We start from the raw sequence: 14,585 nt of genomic DNA on the forward strand, positions 1-14,585 counted from the left end.
AATTATGGATCACCGGAGCTGGTTTAGGAAACTTCCTCCACGATGAATTCAGCGAGTTCACGGGCGGTGGGTGAGGGAAGGCGGACGTCGACAAGCGTGCCATCGGCCGTATACTCCTCGTGGCGCACCGTGCCCTCGGCATGCACGCGTGCCACCACATCCCCGCGCGTGAAGGGAACCTGCAGCTTAACGTGACTATCGCGGGAGTTGAGGAAGAGTTCCACACGCGCGGTAAGCTCGTCGATTCCCTCACCGGTACGGGCAGATACGTAGACGACGTCCTCATGGTCGAGGACGTGGCGCAGCTCAGCAAGCACCAGCGGATCGGCCTGGTCGATCTTATTGATCACGATAATTTCGGGCGGGGCCTGCTCCCCTGTCTCAGAGACGATGTCATAGATGACCTGATTGACCGCCTCAATCTGTTTTAGTGGGAACGGGTCTGAGCCATCGACCACGTGCAGCATAATATCGGCGGCTAGTACTTCTTCCAGGGTGGATTTAAAGGCCTCCACCAGCTGCGTAGGCAGGTGGCGGACGAAGCCGACGGTATCGGTGAAGACGACCTGGCGGCCGTCGGCAAGCGTGGCACGGCGAGTGGTGGGGTCCAATGTGGCAAAGAGCGCGTCTTCCACCAATACCCCGGCGCCGGTCATGGCGTTAATGAGGGAGGACTTTCCGGCATTGGTGTAGCCCGCAATAGCTATCTGTGCAATGGTTGAGCGTTGGCGCTTGGAACGCTTGACCTCACGTGCGGTCTTCATGGCGCGCAGTTCCTTGCGCAGGCGGGCCATCTCCGTGCGGATGCGGCGACGGTCTGTCTCAATTTTGGTCTCACCGGGACCACGCAGGCCCACGCCGCCATTGGAACCGGCGCGGCCGCCTGCCTGGCGCGAGAGGTTGCCACCCCAACCACGGGTATGCGTATACAAGTATTCCAACTGCGCCAATGAGACTTGGGCCTTACCCTCTTTTGATTTCGCATGCTGGGCAAAGATGTCAAGGATGAGCATGGTGCGGTCAATGACCTTGGTGTTAAGCGCACGCTCGAGTGCGGTGAGCTGGCCGGGGTTAAGCTCACCATCGCAGACCACGGTATCGGCACCGGTGGCCTCGACGATATCGCGCAATTCCTTCACCTTGCCGGAGCCGATGTAGGTGCCGGAGTCCGGCTTATCGCGCTTTTGGTAAATCATCTCCACTACCTCGGCGCCGGCGGTTTCGGTAAGCGCGGCCAGCTCGTCCATGGTGGCTTCCACTTCGGCCACGGTGCCTTCGGTCCACACGCCGACCAAAATGACTCGCTCGAGGCGCAGCTTTCGGTACTCCACCTCGTAGCCATCGGTAGTGTCCTCGGCGCGGATGGTGGTCTCACGGGTAATGCGGCGGAAGGCATTGCGCTCTGCCAGATCAAGGTCACCGGTGGTGGGCGTCGCCTCCGGCGTGGCCGGGGCGTCGTTATCGCGAAAGGCGCGGGCGAGGAGATCGTCGTTATTATGCTGGGGAAATTCGGTCATACTACCTTTCATTTTTGCATGTTGCGGCCGAAAGCGGGAATTTCGGATTCTTAGCTGGGTGGACAAGGCGATACAATGGCGGGCATGAACGTTAAGGACACTGGGGTGAAGCAGAATACCGAGATGCAGGCCATTGGCCTCAATTTCGAGCGCTGGCAGGATGCGGTCGAGGCGGCCATCGCCAGCGACCGCTTAGCCGTTACCGGTGAGGTGCGCGGTGGCCAGCTCATTCAGTTCACCGATCCGTCGGGCGCGCAGCTTAATATCCTCGCGGTAGAGCCTTTTGCCACCTTCATCGGCTTCGATGCCGTCACGCAAGGGTTTGCCCACGTGGAGATGGTCAACGATGTCCTGGCCCTGCTGGAAATCATCGATCCTTTCGGCACCACCATCGCCCAGGCCACCGCAAACCTGGCGCAGGGGCCTTTGCTTGTCGACGAACCCTTGCAGCAGTGGCAGCAAATTTCCCTAACCGCCATGGGGCTGGATGTGCGCACCTACGATTCCGCCGCTGCCTATGAGGCGGCCGAGGGCGAGTTCCCCGCGCTCTTCGAATCCGCGGGGGCCAAGGTTATTTCCTCCGGCTCCGGTGCCAAGGTCCCGACCCCTGCCGCCTCCTTTGCCGCACGCGTCATGGAATCTGAGTGGCGCACCAACGAGCTGACCGGGGAGAAATTCGCTCACCTCGTCATAGATGGACTATTCCCCTTCGACCTCTGCCTGCCAGTGGGAGCCGGCGAGCTGCCGGCGAAGGACTCTATCGTGGCCGGTACCGCGATGCTTACGGCGTCTATTGAGCTGCCCAGCGGCGGTTGCGGCGATGGCGCTGGCTGCGGTTGTGGCTCCGGTGGCTGCGGCTGCGGCGGCCATTAGAACGGACATAAAGGCCTGGTGAAATAGCTGTGTGGATGCCCTTCCCTGAAAATGCGAGGAACCGGCGGGTAATGGTTCTCGTGCTGATCCTGGTGGGATCAGTGGCGGTTGTGGCAACCCTGAAAGTCTCCGGGGTTTTCATTGCAGCGCTGCTCATCGCGGCGGCGCTGCTTATGCTGCATACCCGGCCGGATGCCTCAGAGCAGGCAGCCCTGCGCAGTTCTATTCGCCTTTCGGCGGAAGACATCGAAGATGTCGTGGCGGAATACGAGGACTTCCGCTCCTCCGCGGACGCAGAGAAAATGGCTGACCGCACGCTCTATCGGCCGGCGCTTTTAGATTTGGATTGTTCCGACCCCACCATCCAAGCCTTCCATTACGAGCTTTCCGGCGCCCGGCGGTTCCTGCGTCGGTTGAACTTGCGCGTTAATGCGGAAGAAATTAGCACCAACGAGTTGGAATCTTTGCTCAGGGTCACCGATGAGCGCGCCCGCGAACTGAAAGAAACGTGGTTGTCTGCCCGCCGTGCTGCCTTCGCGCTCGGGCCGAAGTATGAAAAGAACGAAGTAGAAAATCGCGCGCTGCGCCGCCAAGAACTCGAAGAGCAAGCCTTCGAGGAAGGCGAAGGGCGCAGCGCCTAAACACTAGCCAGACACGAGGCGGTCTACAGCGAGGTCTCGCCGGTAGCGACGATCGCGGAAGGTCCGGTCAAGCGCGAGCCGCCCTCGTAAATATCGACGATAACTTCCCCGCCCGGTACGTGTACGTGCACGGTGCCGTGGGGGGTGCTGGTGTGGTCAACGGCGGCGTCGGCAAGCGCGGCGGTCGCTGCCGCCACAGTGCCGGTGCCGCAGGAGCGAGTCTCTCCTACTCCGCGCTCGAAGACACGCATGTGCACGTGGCCGTCGCACAGTGGAGTCACCAGCTCGACGTTTACGCCATCCGGGAAGAAAGCCGCATCGACAACGGGTTGCTCCAGCGTCTTTGCCGCGAGCTCCTTAGCCTCCAGCCCCGGCAACACGGCCGCCAGGTGGGGATTTCCCATGTCTACGCCCAAACCGGCATATTTTTCCCCCGCCATGGATGCGGTGGACACGCCAATTACTTCGGCCGGGCCCATCTCCACCGTGACCTCGGCCGCGTGTGCATCACACGAATGGACAGTAACGAGCTTGGCGCCCGCCCGAGTGCCGATGGTGAACTTATCTTCGTCCACTAGGCCTCGCGAGCGCAGCCAGTGGGCGAATACGCGGGTGCCGTTGCCGCACATTTCGGCCACGGAGCCATCGGCGTTGCGGTAATCCATGAACCAATCATAGGGCGCAATGCCCTCGGCCAGTTCGGCGATTTCACCTGCTGCGAGCAAAGCATCGGCGCGCACGACGCGCAGCAAACCATCGCCTCCGATACCGGCGCGGCGATCGCACAGCGCCGCTACGCGCTCGGGACTAAGCGGCGTGGCAGCCGCGTGGTCTTCCACGATGACGAAGTCATTTTCAGTTCCATGACCCTTGGCAAATTTCATGTTCCCTACCCTAGCGCGCGCAACGCCTGGGCGGCCGTATCGCTTGCAGCATCCAGCCATGTAATGCGCTTATCGCGGTTGAACCAGGAGCGCTGACGGCGCACATACCGCCGCGTCCCGGTAATGGTGCGCTCTACCGCCTCATCCCACGTGAGTTCGCCGCGCTGGGCTTGAAATACCTGGGCATAGCCGATGGCGCGGCCAGCGGTGGAATCAGCCACCAAGCCTTGTCCTTGGAGATTCTCCACTTCCTCGATAAGCCCACGCTCAAACATCTGGCGCGTGCGCAGCTCAATGCGCGGATTCAACCAGTCCGCGGTGGTGCGCAGCCCCAAGAGGCGGGTTCCCCACCGCGGCGGGGCATCCTTCGGCGGCTGGCTGGCTTTAAAGGGCTTGCCGGTTAGTTCAATGACCTCGAGCGCGCGGACGGTACGGCGCGGATCCTTATCCTCGATAATGGCGGCTGCGGCCGGATCCACCTGCGCCAGCTCCTCATGCAGGGCATCGGTACCGATTTCCACGCGCCGTGCCTCGTACTTGGCACGAACGGCGGGGTCGGTGGGTGGGAACTGCCAGTCGTCGACAAGCGCTTGGGCATAGAGCATGGAGCCACCGACCAGAATAGGCGTTTTGCCGCGGTCCATGATACCTTCCACGTCCGCGATAGCATCGCGCTGGTAGCGCGCCACGGAAGCGGTCTGGGTCACCTCCCACACATCGAGCTGATGGTGCGGGATCCCCTCGCGCTCGGCCGGGGTGAGCTTGGCGGTGCCAATATCCATGCCGCGATATAACTGCATGGAATCGACGTTGACCACCTCTCCGTCTAGTTCATGCGCAAGCGCCAGACCTAAGGCAGATTTTCCGGAGGCGGTGGGACCAAAGACTGCAATCGGGTGCATTAGACCTCCCATCCTGCGACATAGCGGCCAACGCCCAAGGTGGCATCGGTGGCCAAAAGCTGCGCTTTCTTTGGCCGCAAGCCCGCCAATTCCTCCCACAGTGCGGGTTCTATGACGCCGCGCTGGGAAAGCCACTCACCTGCCCTGCTTGCCGACGCCCCCATCAGCACCTCCTCGCACCACTCGTGCGCCGCCTGGGCGTCTGGAACAAGCGCCAAAGGGGCGCGCTCGGTTAGGCCTGCACTGCCATCTGCCACGACGATGGTCAGCGCCGCTGGATCCGGCTGGCCGATAGCCTCCCGACTACCGCGGACGCTAAGCTGCGGCACGCTGTGTAGTACGTAGCGCGCCATTATCTCGGGCAAAAAATTGCCGCCGCCCAGGTCCGTGGCTGCTCCCCAGGCCTGTAAACTGCCGGTATGGGCGGTATACCAGCGCTGGTCTTGGCTGCCAACGATATCCACGGCTGTGATACCGGCCGCGGCAGCCTCCACCGCAAGGGAGCGAGCAGCGGCGAGCAGTGCACGAGAGGCAGCGTCATGAGCGGAAAGCTCCACGGCCAGCGCTGGTGAGGCTGGCATTACCATGAGATTGAACATTATTTCTCCATACTATCTACCCAAGTGGAGGTAATTAAATAGAATCTGGGCGCGCGCGAGATATTCGCGGTAATGTATCCAATGATTTTATCCGGCAGCCGTGACGCGCGGCGATCTATGCATAGGAGGGCTTGTCATGTCTCCCATCCCTACCCCAGGTTCCATGCCCAAGAAGGGCCCTCGCCCCACTGCAAAGCCTGTTCCCGTTCAGGCCCCACGCAACATTGACCCGACCAAGTGGGGCCGGATCGACGCAGATGGTTCCATCTTCGTTTCTGCTCCAGAGGGCGAACGCAAGATCGGCGAGTGGAAAGCCGGTACCCCCGAGGAAGGCCTTAAGCACTACGGCGCGCGTTATGACGATCTATCTACCGAAATCGAGCTGCTCGAGGCACGCCTACGCGCCAATCCTGATGAGGCCGCCGGCATTAAAAAGACCGCAGCGCAGTTGCGCGAAACCCTACCTACTGCTGCGGTCATCGGAGACATCGCTGCCTTGGATCGGCGCCTTAGCGCGGTGATTGAACACTCGGTAGAAGCCGGCGAGCAGGCGCAGGCCGATAAGGAGCGTCGCCGCGAAGAAGCAATCGCTGCCAAGGAAAAGCTGGCGGCTGAAGCAGAAGAAATTGCTGAAAACTCCACCGAGTGGAAGGCCGCTGGCGACCGCATCCGCGCCATCTTGGAGGAGTGGAAGCAGATTAAGGGTATCGACCGTAAGACCGATGATGCCCTGTGGAAGCGCTACTCTCGCGCCCGCGATTCCTTCAACCGCCGCCGCGGCTCCCACTTTGCCGAGCTGGACCGCGCCCGTGCGGTTGCCCGCAAGAAGAAGGAAGAACTCGTCGAGCGTGCCGAGGCCATCCAGGATTCCACCGAGTGGGGCCCCACCGCTCGCGCCTACCGCGATTTGATGACCGAGTGGAAGGCCGCCGGCCGCGCCCCGCGCGACGTGGACGATAAGCTTTGGGCCCGCTTCCGCGCCGCCCAGGACAAGTTCTTCAATGCCCGCAATGCCGTCAATGACGAGCGCGACCGCGAGTTTGCAGAAAATGCCAAGGCCAAGGACGCCTTGATTGCGGAATACGACGGCCAGATCGACCCGTCCAAGAGCATCGAGGGTGCGAAAGCCAAGCTGCGCGAGCTGCAGGAAAAGTGGGAAGAGGTAGGGTTCGTTCCCCGCAAGCAAGTACGCGAGTACGAGTCCAAGATTGAGGCGTTGGAGCAGCGCGTCACCGAGGCTGAAAAGTCCGAGTGGCGCCGCACCGACCCTGAGGCGCAAGCACGCGTGGCGCAGTTCCAGGCTAAGGTCGATGAGTTTAACTCTCAGGCCGAGGCAGCTGAGGCCAAGGGCAATGCGAAAAAGGCCGCTGATCTGCGCGCACAGGCCGAGCAGTGGCAGGCTTTTGCCGACGCCGCCGCTAACGCCGTCAACGGTAAGTAGTGCACCTCGTCCACATTGCTCGGCCACCGCGGCCGCACTCGCCTACCGCCCACGCCCGGCCCAGCGAACCTGCGGACTGCATTCGCAGCTTCGTCTTTTGGGCCAACTTGGCGGCCCAAGAAGCAAGCGGTGATGCCGCGGCATCGACGTCGCCGGGCCGCGTGGTCCAGCGCCTGCAGGGTTCTAGCGAATCACAGACCCATCTTTTTGCTGTAGTGGACGGCGACTCCACTCTTGGTGAGGTTTCTGAGCTGGGACTGCCACAGATTCCCGCAATAGAACCCAGCTCGGAGCTGGATTTCCTCGGGTTCATCCACATTAGCCTGCCGCTTTTAGAAGAGCGCGAAACCGCCGAGATCGAATGCGTGCTGTGCGATCTGCCTCTCCCTGGGCAAGAACTCGAGGAGGAAGGGCAGAAAGTAGCCGAGTGGATGGGCATAAAGGCGCTGGAGCTTGCCCGGAAGCTCGGCCGCACCATTGCGCACGTCGGTCTTCTGCATCCACCGGGGACGGACCCAGACTACGATGTCATGGGAAGCGTCTACCGCCAGCTGGGGTTTAAGCACCGGCATGCAGAACACCAACTCGTGATGGACATCCCCGAAAGCCCCGTGGCGGCACTCCTTCCAGCGGGAATCACCTCGCAAGCGTGGGCTGATTACGACATCCCAGAAAGCCACCTCGACGAGGTCATGCGGCTGCTTACCCTAGCCTCCCAAGACGCGGAGACCGGGGATTTGACGGTGGAGCCCATCGTCTGGACTCGCACGCGGTTGCGCGAAGCCCACAGCCGGCTGCGTTCTCGCCGCGGACATACGTTACTTATCGCACTCACCAGCGAAGAGGGGAAAATCCTCGCGCTGGCAGAAGTAGCCAGGCACGAGGATGCGAATCCTGAGGTAGCCGAGTGGACTTTGACCGTCACCGATCGTCCGCACCGGCGCCGCGGACTCGCGCAATTAGCCAAGCTCACAGCGCTTCACGCCGTTGCACGCCATTGGCCACAAGTACGTCGTTGCTACGGCTCCGTGGCGGACAAAGACGAAGCGATGAATGCCATCTACCGTAGATTGGGTGCCCGAGAGCTTTCCCGCTCTTGTGCATGGGAGTTGCGATTGCGAGACTAGAGCCGCAGGCGTCACAGATAAAGGCGCGGCGGCGCGCTTTTTACTCGCCGCGTTGGGCGCGGTGACGCTCAGCAGCTTGCTTGCGGCGATTATCCACAATTGGCACCTGCCGCGGCGCCGCGTTAATAGCAGGTTGGAATTCGCCCACCTCATCGAGCTGTCCGGCGGTGGCACGCACTTGAGCCTCGGCAGCCTTTTGCTCTGGGCTGCGGCGCAACGCCACTAAGCAATAGGCCAAAAATGCTAGGAAGGTAGCCAGCATTCCTACCCACATTCCCAGCGATGCCCCGTCAGCGGTAGACCCGCGGAACCAGAAACCCCACAGGTTGGCAAAGAAGGACACAGTCACCAGCATCCAAGCGACAAGTCCAGGCGTAGCTCGGCGGGTAAACAGTGTCACCGGGGTGAGAACGCCCAATCCAAGGAGAGCGAGCCACGCGGAGACGGTTTCCATGAGGGATATTCTGACTCCGCTGGACGTGGTACCGAAGGTCAACGCTTCCCAACCGTGTGAGGGGCCGGCGTAGGGCAAAACCAGGTAGAGGATATAAGCCACCACCGCGATGCACAGTGTGACTTTGTGGCCGCCGAGGTCCATTGTTTGTGCTGCGCGGCGCTCCGCGGTAGCTGCTTTCTGGGCGGCGGTGGTGGGCTTTTCCTCAGTCATGGGTCCCTAGCCTACTCCCCTCTTAGCAACCGCAAGAATCGCCGGATTCAGCGGCCGCTGGCTTTCCAATAGACGGCAATCCCAGACCCACGCCGATGGGCGCCGTCGTCGGGGTCTCACCGGCGGCCGACATGTCGCCGGCCTTGGTGCGGGTGTGGGAGGTAACGGCGGCGTCGGCAAGCAAGAAGAAAGAACCCGCACCGGTGACCTGAGTATGGACCACATCGCCCGGGCGAATCGCGGTGGAGATGTCCGCGCCGTCAGAATCAACCGGGGTGAAGTGCACCAAGCGCCCATCACGAGCGCGACCAGTCATGCGGTGGGTCTCATCGTTCTTGCGGCCGCCCTCTGCCTGGACCAAAAGTTCAACGTCTGTGCCGATGAGCTTCTTGTTCTCCTCGGCCTGGATGCTATCTTGCAAAGCAACGAGGCGCTCGAAGCGATCTTGGACGACGTCCTTGGGAATCTGGTCCTCCATTTCCGCGGCCGGGGTGCCTGGGCGCGGCGAATACTGGAAGGTAAAGGCAGAGGCAAAGCGGGCGCGGCGCACCAATTCCATCGTGTCTTGGAAGTCTTCCTCGGTCTCGCCTGGGAAGCCCACGATGATATCCGTGGTAATCGCGGCGTGCGGAATCTTCTCCCGTACCTCATCCAAAATCCGCAGGAATTTCTTCGTGCGGTAGGAACGGCGCATGTCCTTGAGAACCTTGTCGGAGCCGGACTGCAGCGGCATGTGCAACTGCGGGCACACGGACGGGGTCTCCGCCATGGCGTCGATAACGTCAGAAGTAAACTCCGCCGGGTGCGGGGAGGTAAACCGCAGGCGCTCAAGGCCTTCGATCTTGCCTACCTCGCGCAGCAGCTTAGAGAAAGCGAAGCGGTCGCGCGGCATCTCCGGATCGGCGAAATTAACGCCATAGGCATTAACGTTTTGTCCCAGCAAGGTGACCTCAGATACGCCCTGATCCACCAGCGCTTGGACTTCGGCCAAAATGTCGCCCGGCCGACGGTCCTCTTCTTTACCGCGCAGGGAAGGAACGATGCAGAAGGTACAGGTGTTATTGCAGCCTACTGAAACAGAAACCCAGCCGGCATAGGCAGACTCACGCTTGGCCGGCAAGACGGACGGAAACGCCTCGAGGGAATCGACAATCTCCACTTGGGCTTCATCGTTGTGGCGAGCGCGCTCTAGCAGGGTCGGAAGAGCCGCCATGTTGTGGGTGCCAAAGACGGCATCGACCCACGGTGCATTATCAAGGACAGTGTCCTTGTCCTTCTGCGCCAGGCAACCGCCCACGGCAATCTGCATGCCTGGGTGGTTTTCCTTGGTTTTCTTCAAAGCGCCCAAGGTGCCATAGAGCCGCTTATCGGCATTCTCACGCACGGCGCAGGTATTAAAGACGATAAGGTCTGGCTCTACACCTTCGCCGGCGGCCGAGTAGCCTGCCTCCTCCAAAAGGCCAGAGATGCGCTCGGAATCATGCACATTCATCTGGCATCCGAAGGTTCGGACTTCATAAGTACGGGTATCTGCGATTGTCTGCTCCACGTCGGCATAGTTTAGCCATGTAGTTAGGCATCTCATAACTGCCGGACTTGGCCATTCCGGCGCTACCCTTCCTTGGCCGTATCAGTCCTCTGCGCGCAGTTCCGCGCACCGCGCGTCAAGCGCTGCGATTGCGATCTGCAATGACATTCCTTCATTGAAGCCGCGGCGTGCCAGCACACCCACGATGCGGCGTAGGGCCTTGTCGCGCTCCTTGCGATCCGGCGGGACAGTCTTAATGGAGCGAGCCTTCTTTTCCGCAAGGGCCTGCGCCATGGCTTGTTCATCGGCAGGGTCAATTTGCTCGAGGGCCTCAGCACGGTCGGCCTCGCTCACGCCCTTTTCCCGCAATTCCCTGTTGAGAACCGAGCTGGACTTGCCGCGCCGCTTATGCCGTTGGCGCACCCACTCGTGTGCAAAGGCTGCGTCATTCACCAGCCCCGCGTGGGCTAAATCATCTAGCACGTCCTCAACGACATCTGGCTCAAACTCGGCCTTTACCAGACGATCATAGAGCTCTTTCCGGGACCTAGAACGCTGATCCAAAAGGCCCAGCGCCCGAGAGCGGACCTTGGCCTTGGCTTCCTCTGCCTCTCGATCAAAAAGCCCGCCCCCAGCTGCTCCATTCTCATAGGCCTCGAGGGCCTGACGGAGTTGGGCGAGCTTTTCGGGGGCGGGCTGATTCATGATGCAGATTCAAATGGTACGCGGTGTGCGGGTGCGGGTTAGACGATTCTAGTCGTCGTCAAAATCGACGTTTGGAACGAGATCAACGGACTCATCGGTCAATGGGTCATCGGCGCCAGGAACATCCATCGCGGCAGCCTCTTCACCCTCGGCCGCAGCCTCGCCGATGCCAAGCTTCTGGAAAATCTTCTGCTCGATTTCATTGGCAAGGTCCGGATTATCCTTCAGGAAATTACGCGCCTTCTCCTTACCCTGGCCCAGCTGGTCGCCTTCGTAGGTAAACCAGGACCCGGACTTGCGGATGAAGCCGTTTTCGACGCCAAGGTCGATGATGGACGACTCGCGAGAGATGCCTTCGCCATACATGATGTCGAACTCGGCAATCTTAAATGGTGGCGAGACCTTGTTTTTTACTACCTTGAGCTTGGTGCGGTTACCGATGGCATCCTGGCCATCTTTTAAGGTCTGGATGCGGCGGATATCGCAGCGCACGGAAGAGTAGAACTTGAGCGCCTTACCACCGGTGGTGGTCTCTGGCGAGCCGAACATCACGCCAATCTTTTCGCGCAGCTGGTTAATGAAGATAGCGGTGGTACCGGAGTTGTACAGGGCACCGGTCATCTTGCGCAGCGCCTGCGACATCAGGCGGGCCTGGAGGCCGACGTGGCTATCGCCCATTTCACCTTCAATTTCCGCCTTCGGGGTAAGTGCAGCAACGGAGTCAACGACAATGATGTCAATTGCGCCAGAGCGTACCAGCATATCGGCGATCTCCAAGGCCTGTTCGCCGGTATCTGGCTGGGAAACCAAAAGGTTATCGGTATCCACGCCAAGCAGGCGAGCATACTGCGGGTCGAGCGCGTGCTCGGCGTCAATAAACGCGGCAATGCCGCCGTCCTTTTGTGCAGATGCAATGGCGTGCAGCGCAACAGTGGTCTTACCAGAAGACTCCGGGCCATAAATTTCTACGATGCGCCCGCGCGGGAAACCACCAATACCCAGAGCAACATCGATTGCGGTATTACCGGAAGAAATGGCCTTAATCGGTGGGCGGTTGTCATCACCCAGGCGCATCACAGCGCCTTTGCCGTAATCCTTCTCAATCATGGCCATTGCGGCATCGAGGGCCTTTTGGCGGTCATCTCCCTTAGAGGCGGCAGAAGAAGACTTCTTTTTGGTTGCCATTAACTTTCATCCTTATCTTTAACGACGATGTACTAACGCATTATTAGACTGCCGTGGAACTCAAACGGTTCCCTCCGTCAACGCCATCCCACTGTAGACGACTGCATCGACACCTCCGCCATATTACATACATCTGTTCGAATTTTGAAAGTGAACACGCCAGTCCGCCAAATTCGACGGCGCTATAAAGTAGGGTAATCGACCCCCAACCTGCGCTCCTTCGGTACATCAAAGTCATCGCACAGGCTCAGCCAGACGCGACGCGGATCGACGCCGCGTTCGATAAGCTCATCGGGCGTTGCCCCGAGGTCGGGCAAGGCATGGGAGTGACTAATCCACTTTCCCTTAGACTCGCCAAATTCGTCCACAATGAGCTGGTGATACTCAGTCAATCGCATGCGCGCCATCCTACTCAGCACTAAAGCACGGGCGCCAGCGGTCCAGAAAGTGTCGATTGGGAGCCCGCCGCAATGGCCCCACCTCACAATTATCAGCCTCAGATGAACACCGTTCAAAACCCTCAATTGTCTGCAGTTTTCATGCAGTGCTAACCTCTTGAACATGAAAAAGAACTCTCTGGCAACGACCATTGCCTATGTTGCCGTGTTTACCGCTCTCGTCATCGTCCTTGCCTTCGTGTCCATTCCCATCGGTTCGGCCGGCGTGCCCATCGTGTTGCAAAACGCAGCGCTGATCCTCGCCGGCCTTATTTTGGGTAGCAAGCGCGGCGGTTACGTGGGACTCCTCTTTTTGTTCCTGGGCCTTGCCCTCCCAGTTTTAGCAGGTGGCGGTACCACGCTGCGTGCCTTGGCAGGCCCAACCGCGGGCTACATCATCGGCTATGTTCTCTCGCCAGCGGTTGCAGGTGCAATTGCCTACCGCTCCCCTAAGAACAAGGGTGGCATGGCGGTCATACTTGCCATTGCTGCCATTGTCGGCCTTGCCGTCCAATACATCTGCGGCGCCTTTGGTCTCATGATCCGCTCTGGCTTGGAAATTGGGCCAGCCTTCGCAGCCCAATTGCCCTTCATCCCTGTCGATGCCGGAAAGCTTGTCGTTGCCGTCATCATCGCTCTCGGTGTTCACTCGGCCTTCCCCGATCTGATGGGACGAAAGGCCGCCTAGTGCCCACGATCGAATTTTCCTCGGTTTCGGTGGCTTTTGATGACACCGTGGTGCTCGAGGACATTAACCTCACCCTCACCGAACAACGCATTGGCATCATCGGCCAGAATGGTGGCGGAAAATCCACCTTGACCAGGCTCATTAATGGGTTGGGCGAGCCTAGTGCCGGTACGGTGACGGTGGACCAGATGGACGTCGCCAAGCAGGGCAAAAAGGTGCGCGAAAAGGTGGGCTTTGTCTTTTCGGATGCCGAAAACCAGATTGTCATGCCCAATGTGCGCGATGACGTCGCCTTTTCGCTCCGCCGTTTTAAGCTGCCCAAACACGAGCGCCTCGCCCGCGTGGATGCTGCCCTCGAGCGCTTCGGACTCGCCGAATTTGCTGAGCGCTCACCGCATACGCTCTCCGGCGGACAAAAGCAGCTCCTCGCGCTGGCAGCGGTCATGGTCATCGACCCGATTCTCATCATCGCTGATGAGCCCACTACCCTGCTGGATCTGCGTAACCGCGATCGAATCAAAAGAGAATTCGCGCGATTGGAACAGCAACTAATTGTGGTGACGCACGATCTGGAATTTCTGCGCGATTTTAATCGGGTCATTTGCATCGATGACCACCGCATCGCCGCGGATGGCCGACCGGCGGAGGTCATAGATTTTTACCAAGACCTCATGGCCCAGCGGCCGCTGTAGGGAGAATTGTCATGCAACGACGCACGAATCTCCCACTTTCCGTCTATGTTGATGGCACCAGTTTTGTTCATCGCATCAAACCCAGTTGGAAGATCGCATTCCTCTTAGTCTTTATCCTTGTTACCAGCATCTTTTTCAAGTCCATTCCGTGGGCAGCAGGCGGGGTCATCTTCGTTGTCATCCTTTATGCTTGCGCTCGGATCCCACTGGGCATTGCGTGGAGTCAAATCTGGCCGCCTCTCTTTTTCCTAGTCCCGTTGGCAGGCTTTCAATGGTGGGCAAAGGACTTCGACTATGCGGCGGTGATGTTCCTCAATGTCTTCGCCGCTATGATGGCTGCCTTCTTGCTCACGCTGACCTCCACGGTAGATGAAATCATGGAGTCGCTGGAAGAGTCGCTGCAGCCCCTAAAGCGACTAGGAATACCGGTAGAAAACATCAGCTTGGCTATGTCACTGACTATTCGGCTCATCCCGCTGATGTTTGAAACCGTCTATGAAGTCCTAGATGCCCGCAAAGCGCGCGGTGCCGGGATGTCCCCGCTGGCGTTTGGCACCCCCGTTATTATTCGCTCCATCCGGCGAGCGCGCGCGATGGGGGAAGCGTTGCAGGCCCGCGGCGTCGGTGACTAGCAGCGTAAGTTATCGCCTCCCTTGCACCACCAAATGATGGCCAAGGGAGGCGATAACTTTTTAAAAG

The 14,585-nt window shown here is 59.8% G+C and carries 16 protein-coding genes; 7 read left to right on the forward strand and 9 right to left on the reverse strand.

Annotated features, from left to right (window positions below):
- Positions 1 to 23 precede the first annotated feature (23 nt).
- Entirely contained in the window at positions 24 to 1,517 is a 1,494-nt protein-coding gene (gene hflX / locus MHK05_RS00790; protein WP_239204169.1) for a GTPase HflX, read from the reverse strand.
- A gap of 75 nt (positions 1,518 to 1,592) precedes the next feature.
- Here hflX and MHK05_RS00795 point away from each other — a divergent pair, with 75 nt between their 5' ends.
- The gene (locus MHK05_RS00795; protein WP_239204171.1) at positions 1,593 to 2,390 is read left to right on the forward strand and encodes a hypothetical protein; all 798 of its coding nucleotides are present in this window, start codon (positions 1,593 to 1,595) and stop codon (positions 2,388 to 2,390) included.
- Between the two features lie 35 nt (positions 2,391 to 2,425).
- Positions 2,426 to 3,031 carry a hypothetical protein gene (locus MHK05_RS00800; RefSeq protein WP_034655392.1) on the forward strand — a complete coding sequence of 202 codons (606 nt, stop codon included), beginning with the start codon at positions 2,426 to 2,428 and terminating at the stop codon, positions 3,029 to 3,031.
- Between the two features lie 23 nt (positions 3,032 to 3,054).
- Here MHK05_RS00800 and dapF read toward each other — a convergent pair whose 3' ends face one another.
- The 3 genes from dapF to MHK05_RS00815 are packed head-to-tail and all read right to left on the reverse strand — an operon-like array spanning position 3,055 to position 5,416.
- Complete coding sequence (gene dapF, locus MHK05_RS00805; RefSeq protein WP_239204174.1) at positions 3,055 to 3,915, reverse strand: diaminopimelate epimerase; 861 nt, start codon at positions 3,913 to 3,915, stop codon at positions 3,055 to 3,057.
- A gap of 5 nt (positions 3,916 to 3,920) precedes the next feature.
- Entirely contained in the window at positions 3,921 to 4,817 is an 897-nt protein-coding gene (gene miaA, locus MHK05_RS00810) for a tRNA (adenosine(37)-N6)-dimethylallyltransferase MiaA (RefSeq protein ID WP_239204176.1), read from the reverse strand.
- Positions 4,817 to 5,416, reverse strand: a complete 600-nt coding sequence (locus MHK05_RS00815; protein ID WP_200288947.1) for a hypothetical protein — start codon at positions 5,414 to 5,416, stop codon at positions 4,817 to 4,819. Before MHK05_RS00815 ends, miaA begins: the two co-directional genes overlap by 1 nt.
- 136 nt (positions 5,417 to 5,552) lie before the next feature.
- Here MHK05_RS00815 and MHK05_RS00820 point away from each other — a divergent pair, with 136 nt between their 5' ends.
- Positions 5,553 to 6,857: a DUF349 domain-containing protein gene (locus MHK05_RS00820; RefSeq protein WP_239204178.1), complete on the forward strand. Its 1,305-nt coding sequence runs from the start codon at positions 5,553 to 5,555 to the stop codon at positions 6,855 to 6,857.
- Entirely contained in the window at positions 6,857 to 7,984 is a 1,128-nt protein-coding gene (locus MHK05_RS00825; RefSeq protein ID WP_239204180.1) for a GNAT family N-acetyltransferase, read from the forward strand. Before MHK05_RS00820 ends, MHK05_RS00825 begins: the two co-directional genes overlap by 1 nt.
- A gap of 40 nt (positions 7,985 to 8,024) precedes the next feature.
- On the opposite strand, the gene MHK05_RS00830 is transcribed toward MHK05_RS00825, so the two are convergent.
- The 5 genes from MHK05_RS00830 to MHK05_RS00850 all read right to left on the reverse strand — a co-directional run bounded on the left by MHK05_RS00830 (position 8,025) and on the right by MHK05_RS00850 (position 12,467).
- Positions 8,025 to 8,651 (reverse strand): Rv2732c family membrane protein, encoded by a 627-nt coding sequence (locus tag MHK05_RS00830; protein ID WP_023021364.1) that lies wholly within the window; start codon positions 8,649 to 8,651, stop codon positions 8,025 to 8,027.
- A 22-nt stretch (positions 8,652 to 8,673) separates the two neighbouring features.
- Complete coding sequence (gene miaB / locus MHK05_RS00835; RefSeq protein ID WP_200288945.1) at positions 8,674 to 10,236, reverse strand: tRNA (N6-isopentenyl adenosine(37)-C2)-methylthiotransferase MiaB; 1,563 nt, start codon at positions 10,234 to 10,236, stop codon at positions 8,674 to 8,676.
- Between the two features lie 45 nt (positions 10,237 to 10,281).
- Complete coding sequence (gene recX, locus MHK05_RS00840; protein ID WP_023021362.1) at positions 10,282 to 10,884, reverse strand: recombination regulator RecX; 603 nt, start codon at positions 10,882 to 10,884, stop codon at positions 10,282 to 10,284.
- A gap of 48 nt (positions 10,885 to 10,932) precedes the next feature.
- Complete coding sequence (gene recA / locus MHK05_RS00845; protein ID WP_200288944.1) at positions 10,933 to 12,069, reverse strand: recombinase RecA; 1,137 nt, start codon at positions 12,067 to 12,069, stop codon at positions 10,933 to 10,935.
- A gap of 182 nt (positions 12,070 to 12,251) precedes the next feature.
- Entirely contained in the window at positions 12,252 to 12,467 is a 216-nt protein-coding gene (locus MHK05_RS00850) for a DUF3046 domain-containing protein (RefSeq protein ID WP_239204182.1), read from the reverse strand.
- Between the two features lie 163 nt (positions 12,468 to 12,630).
- On the opposite strand from MHK05_RS00850, the gene MHK05_RS00855 reads away from it, so the two are divergent.
- From MHK05_RS00855 to MHK05_RS00865, 3 genes are read left to right on the forward strand one after another with little or no spacing between them, the layout of a single operon-like run.
- A complete protein-coding gene (locus MHK05_RS00855) occupies positions 12,631 to 13,194 on the forward strand; it encodes a biotin transporter BioY (protein WP_023021360.1) in 564 nt (187 codons plus the stop codon).
- Positions 13,194 to 13,886, forward strand: coding sequence for an energy-coupling factor ABC transporter ATP-binding protein (locus MHK05_RS00860; RefSeq protein WP_023021359.1), 693 nt, complete (start codon positions 13,194 to 13,196; stop codon positions 13,884 to 13,886). Before MHK05_RS00855 ends, MHK05_RS00860 begins: the two co-directional genes overlap by 1 nt.
- An 11-nt stretch (positions 13,887 to 13,897) precedes the next feature.
- A complete protein-coding gene (locus MHK05_RS00865; RefSeq protein ID WP_023021358.1) occupies positions 13,898 to 14,518 on the forward strand; it encodes an energy-coupling factor transporter transmembrane component T family protein in 621 nt (206 codons plus the stop codon).
- Positions 14,519 to 14,585: the final 67 nt, after the last annotated feature.

It is taken from the genome of Corynebacterium nasorum (assembly GCF_022347325.1).
In the GTDB taxonomy this organism is placed as follows: Bacteria; Actinomycetota; Actinomycetes; order Mycobacteriales; family Mycobacteriaceae; genus Corynebacterium; species Corynebacterium kefirresidentii.